The sequence below is a fragment of the Streptomyces sp. NPDC086077 genome (assembly GCF_040686175.1).
In the GTDB taxonomy this organism is placed as follows: Bacteria; Actinomycetota; Actinomycetes; order Streptomycetales; family Streptomycetaceae; genus Streptomyces.
Genome location: NZ_JBFBJT010000259.1, coordinates 1 through 5726 on the forward strand (window position 1 = coordinate 1; position 5726 = coordinate 5726).

The 5726-nt window shown below is 65.1% G+C and carries 3 protein-coding genes; 2 read left to right on the forward strand and 1 reads right to left on the reverse strand.

Going from position 1 to position 5726, the window contains the following annotated elements; genetic code table 11:
• Window positions 1-81 precede the first annotated feature (81 nt).
• A complete protein-coding gene (locus tag AB0O67_RS36305; RefSeq protein ID WP_365460049.1) occupies window positions 82-3699 on the forward strand; it encodes a polymorphic toxin type 44 domain-containing protein in 3618 nt (1205 codons plus the stop codon).
• Between the two features lie 117 nt (window positions 3700-3816).
• Window positions 3817-4224: a hypothetical protein gene (locus AB0O67_RS36310; protein WP_365460052.1), complete on the forward strand. Its 408-nt coding sequence runs from the start codon at window positions 3817-3819 to the stop codon at window positions 4222-4224.
• A 549-nt stretch (window positions 4225-4773) separates the two neighbouring features.
• Here AB0O67_RS36310 and AB0O67_RS36315 read toward each other — a convergent pair.
• A protein-coding gene (locus AB0O67_RS36315) for an IS5 family transposase (RefSeq protein ID WP_365460055.1) occupies window positions 4774-5591 on the reverse strand; the annotation gives its coding sequence in 2 pieces (ribosomal slippage) (window positions 4774-5243 and window positions 5243-5591; 819 coding nt in all).
• Between the last annotated feature and the right edge of the window lie 135 nt (window positions 5592-5726).

Sequence of the window (5726 nt, forward strand, 5' to 3'; positions counted from 1 at the left end):
TTTGTATGCTGAGCAACTGAAGCAATTTCTTCTCCTGTTGCAGGATTATACACTAAGACGACATACGACCCCACGTACGGCATGCCGATCACCGTGGAGGACAGCGGCGACACCGCCAAGACCGGCGACGAGACCTGTACGCGCAGAACCTATGCGCGCAACACCTCGGACTGGATAGTCTCCCTCGCCTCCCGTGTCGAGACCTACGGTGTCTCCTGCGCGACGACCCCGGCGGTCCCCGGTGATGTGATCTCTGACATCACTACGGCCTACGACGGCCAGGCGGTCGGGGTGGCCCCCACGAAGGGCGACGTCACCGCCTCCTACCGGGTGGCGAGCTACGACCCGGTGACCAAGGCGCCCGTCTACCAGAAGGTCTCCGGTTCCACCTACGACAAGCTGGGCCGCGCGGTCACTGCGACCAACGCCCTGAATCGCACGGTTAGAACCACCTACGTCCCCGACGACACCGGCTATGGCCCGGTGACGTCCAAGACCACCACCGACCCCAAGCTCTACACCACCACCTCTGAGGTGGACCCGGCCTGGGGCACGGTCACCAAGACCACCGACGCCAACCTCAATGTCACCGAGTGGTCCTTCGACGCGCTCGGCCGCCTGCGGTCGGTCTGGAAGCCGGACCGCTCCCGCGGGCTCGGCGACGCCGCCAGCATCGTCTACGCCTACAGCGTCAACAACGACAAGGAGACGTGGGTCCGCACCGACGCCCTCAAGGCGGACGGACAGACCTACAACAGCTCCTACGAGATCTTCGACGGCCTGCTGCGCTCCCGCCAGAAGCAGGTCCCCGCGCCGAACGGTGGCCGGGTGATCTCCGAGACTCTCTACGACGACCGTGGCCTGGCCTACATCAAGAACGAGCAGGTCCACGACAACGTCGCACCGTCGGGCACGCTGGCGAACACCTTCCCCGGTTCCGTTCCGGGCTCCACTGAGACGGTGTTCGACGCCGCTGGCCGCGCCACCGAATCGATCTTCCGAGTATACGGCCAGGAGAAGTGGCGCACCAAGACGGCTGAGCAGGGCGACCGCACGGCCGTCACCGCAGCCGAGGGCGGCACCGGCACACTGACGATCACCGACGCCCGCGGCCGGGTCACCGAGCGCCGCGAGTACGGTGGCCCCGTCCCGACCGGCACCAATTACACCCGCACCCTGTACGAGTACACACCCGGCGGCCAGATCAAGAAGATGACCGGCCCGGACGGAGCGGTCTGGACGTATGGCTACGATCTGCGCGGACGGCAGGAGTACGCCATCGACCCCGACAAGGGCCGCACCGACACCACCTACAACGACGCCGACCAGCCGGTAACGGTCACCATCACCCTCAACGGCGCCTCTCGCACCCTCATCACCGACTATGACGAACTCGGCCGCAAGTCCGGTACATGGGACGGGGTGAAGGACAACGCCCACCAGCTGACCAAGTTCACCTACGACACCCTGGCCAAGGGCCAGCCGACCGCCTCGATCCGCTACGTCGGCGGCACCACCGGCAAGATCTATTCCCAGGTCATCACCGGCTACGACAGCCTTGGCCGCCCCAAGGGCACCAAGACGGTCATCGCCGCTACCGACGCCCTGGTCGCCGACGGCGGCGCGCCGCAGACGTTCACCACCTCCATGACCTACAACATGGACGGCACTGTCCAGTCCACCTCGATGCCCGCGGTGGCCGGCCTGCCCGCCGAGACCGTCACCAACAGCTACAACGGTCTCGGTCTGCTCACCGGCACCGACGGCATGACGGACTACGTCCAGAACATCGGCTACTCCCCGTACGGTGAGATCGAGGAGACCCGGCTGGGCACCTCCACCGGTGCCAAGCAGCTCCAGATCCTCAACCGCTATGAGGACGGCACCCGCCGCCTGTCCAACATGCACACCGTCGACCAGACCAACGCCGGATACACCAGCGACGTCGACTACGTCTACGACGCCACCGGCAACGTCAAGTCGCTCACGGACAAGGCCAACGGCAGGGACACCCAGTGCTTCGCCTACGACGGCTACCGCCGCCTGACCGAGGCCTGGACCCCGGCCTCCAACGACTGCGCCACCGCCCGCTCGGCGACCGCGCTCGGCGGTCCCGCCCCGTACTGGACCAGCTGGACGTACAAGCCCGGCGGCCTGCGCGACACCCAGGTCGAGCACAAGGCCACCGATAACACCACGACCGCCTACGGCTACCCGGCCGTCAACGCCAACGGCGGCGGCCAGCCCCACACGATGACCTCGATCACCGTCAACGGCGGCACGGCGAATTCGTACACCTACGACGAGCAGGGCAACACCACCAAGCGCTTCAGTCCCACCGGCACCGCGCAGAGCCTCACCTGGGACATCGAAGGAGAACTCACCCGCCTCACCGAAGGCACCAAGACCACCGACTACCTCTATGACGCCAACGGCGAACTCCTCATCCGCCGCGGCCCCGTCAAGACCGTCCTCTACCTGGCTGGCCAGGAACTCCACTACGACACGGCCGCCAAGAAGTTCACCGCCCAGCGCTACTACCCGGCCGGCGACGCCACCGCCGTCCGCACCGAAACCGGTCTCGCCTGGATGGTCGACGACCACCACGGCACCGCCTCGATGACGGTGGACGCCACCACCCAGGCCGTCACCCGCCGCTACACCAAGCCCTTCGGCGAGAGCCGTGGACCGACACCGCCGGCCTGGCCCGACGACAAGGGCTTCCTCGGCAAACCCGCCGACAACGCCACCGGCCTCACCCACATCGGCGCCCGCGAGTACGACCCGGCCACCGGACGCTTCCTCTCCGTCGACCCCGTCCTGGCCCCCGACGACCACGAGTCTCTCAACGGCTACGCCTACGCCAACAACACCCCCGTCACCAAGTCCGACCCGACCGGACTTCGGCCGATCACGGACTGCGAGCGCGGGTGCAGCGACGGCAACGGCGGCCGCTACTTCGACTACATGACGATGGGCCCCAACGGGACCTGGGTCTACCACTCCACGCAGACCTACACGGTGCCCGTGTATGTCGGAGGAAACGGCGGAGTCTTCACCGTCACCGTAAACAACGACGGCGGGAAGATTTCTCACAAGGTCACCTTCAAGAAAGGCCCCCAGCCGAAGCCGGACCTGAAGGAAGGCGAGGAGCAGTTCGACGAGATGGAGGGCTACATGTTCGACGAGCTGACGCAGAACGCTCGGTCCTCCGAGGTGAAGACGATGCAAGGGCTTCTGCGCCCGTGGGCCTGGTACGACGGGCTGACCGGGAGGAGTCAGGGGAGAGACCAGGCCACCGCCCTGTCCATCTGGACCGGAAAGGTCTGTCCCAAGGTGTGCGAATGGGACCACAAGCCGAAGCTCGAGAAGAAGTTCAACCTCGCCGAAGAGGGCTACTTCACCGACGTTCCGGGGACCGACTACAAGGTCTTCTACGATATGTGGTCGAACATTCACTACGGCTACGTGGGCCGGGCCGCAGGCCTCGATACGAAGTCGCTCATCGAAGGAGCCTCGGTTGGTGACTCTCTCCTCGTCGGAGAGGACGACATCGGGGACCAGCTGACGATGCAGGCCGGCGTCGATCTGTTTGACCGGCACGGGCTTGGGCTGACCAGGGAACAGTTCCATTCGGCAGTGATCGACACGGTCGAGAAAATGTACGCGAAGGGAGTGGACCAGGTGAAGAAGAAGTAGAAGAAATAGCGGATTTTCTCCTGCGGGGCCCGGCTCGTTCTTCATCCAGCGAATCGGGCCCCTCGGGTGGGGGTGACATATTTCTTTGTTCCCGGTGCAGGTACAGTTGCGAGCGGAGTGTCTCTTGTGATTTTCGATTCGGGTGATGAGCGGGGAGGGCCCATGGCTGGCCGACGGCTGCACGGGTGTCTTGGTTCGGTCGTTGTGCTGGCTGTGGCTCTGCTGACGGCCATGCTTCTGGGAAGAGCATGGAGCGCCTGCGACGCGGGGGTGAACAGTGCGGCCAACGGGGGCTTTCTGCTCGTGATCTTCATCCCCGTTCTCTGGCTCGTCCTGATGGCCATATGGCTGGGAGTGGGGGCTTTCCTGGGGCGGCGTCCCGTCGTCCGCGCCTTTGTCATCGGGGCGCTGATCCTTACCGTTTCCTGGTGCACCATCTCACTTTTCTGGGAAGTTGACCCCTACCACTGCCCCAGCGGTGTGCCGCCGTGGTGGCCGGACTTCGTACCAGCTCCCGGATTCTGAGAGGTCGTTTTGAGAGCATTTGGCAAGCGATAGGTGCTCGGCTTCTGGCGGACGTTCGTCGGCGGCCGCTTCCACGATGCCGTAACGGGCATCGCTACGCGATACTCGTCCCGTGGAGTGGTTCGAGCACGCCCGGGCAGCGGAGCAACTCCGGGATTGGGATACGGCTATCGCGTTGGTAAGAGCCCACGCCGAGTGTTACTCCGCCGATTCCTCCGCGCACGACAACCATCTGTGGCACATGGATTTGCTCACCCGTGCGGAACGGCTCACGGAACTCACGGAACTCGCCCTCACCGATGTCCACGCACGTCGGAGACTCAACAGATCGCTTCGCGAGCGGGGGGATGGAGGCGGCGCTGCGCAACCGCGCCAAAGATGGTGACCGTGACGCGCTGTACGTCCTTGTGCGGCTGCTGTGCGAGACGAGTCGGGCCCAAGAGGCCCAGCGAGCGATCCAAGACCTCGGCCCGGATGATCAATACGCGCACCAGATCGTGGCCCGCTTTCGACCGCCATCGAGCGGTGCAAGGTAACTTAGACGGTGTCCTATGTGGTGAGGCGGAGCAGTCGCTTGTAGCAGCAGATGGCGGCGGCGAGGCCGAGAAAGGCCAGGTAGTTACGGGGATCGCGCTCGTATCGGGGGCTGAGCCTGCGGTAGCCGGACAGCCAGGACATCGTCCGCTCGATCACCCAACGACGACGGCCCAGGCGTTCGCTGGACTCGATGCCTTTGCGGGCGATGCGCACGCCGATGCGTTTGCCGCGTAGCCATTTCCGCAGGTGGGGGACGTCATACGCCTTGTCGGCGTGCAGGCGCTGGGGCTTGAAGTGGCGGCCACGGTGGGGGTCGTGTCTCGTTTGGTGACCCTCGACCATGGGCTTCAGCCCTTCGCTGTCGTGGACGTTCGCGGCGGAGACGCCCACGACCACGGGCAGTCCGTTCGCGTCCGACAGGACGTGCATCTTGGAACCCGGCTTGCCCCGGTCCACGGGGCTCGGACCTGTGAGTTCGCCCCTTTTTTAGCCCGCACGTGAGCGGAGTCGAGGACCACGCGCGAGACGTCGATGAGGCCGGCGTCGTCGAGTCGGTGCAGCACCGCTTCGTGCAGCCGACCCCACACGCCGGCCCGCGACCAGATCAGGAACCGGCGGTGCGCGGTCGACTTCGATATCCCGAAACACGGCGGCAGAGCCCGCCAGGCACATCCGCTGACCAGCACGTAGATGATCGCCGCGAACAGCGTCTCATCAGGCGTGTCCTGCGTTCCACCGCCCTGCGGCTGCACCTTCGACGGCGGGATCAGCGGCTCGGCGATCTCCCACAACCCGTCCGGAACAATCCAACTCCACGTACCCCGCCCCATGTAAAACCCAACGAGCGATCACCAGATAGGACACGGTCTTAGAAGCCATTTCAGTTGGCGTGATCTTGCGGCAGTCTGGGGTGATGACTGCTGCGCTTGTCGAGCGGATGGCGCCGGAAGAGCTATGGACGTTGT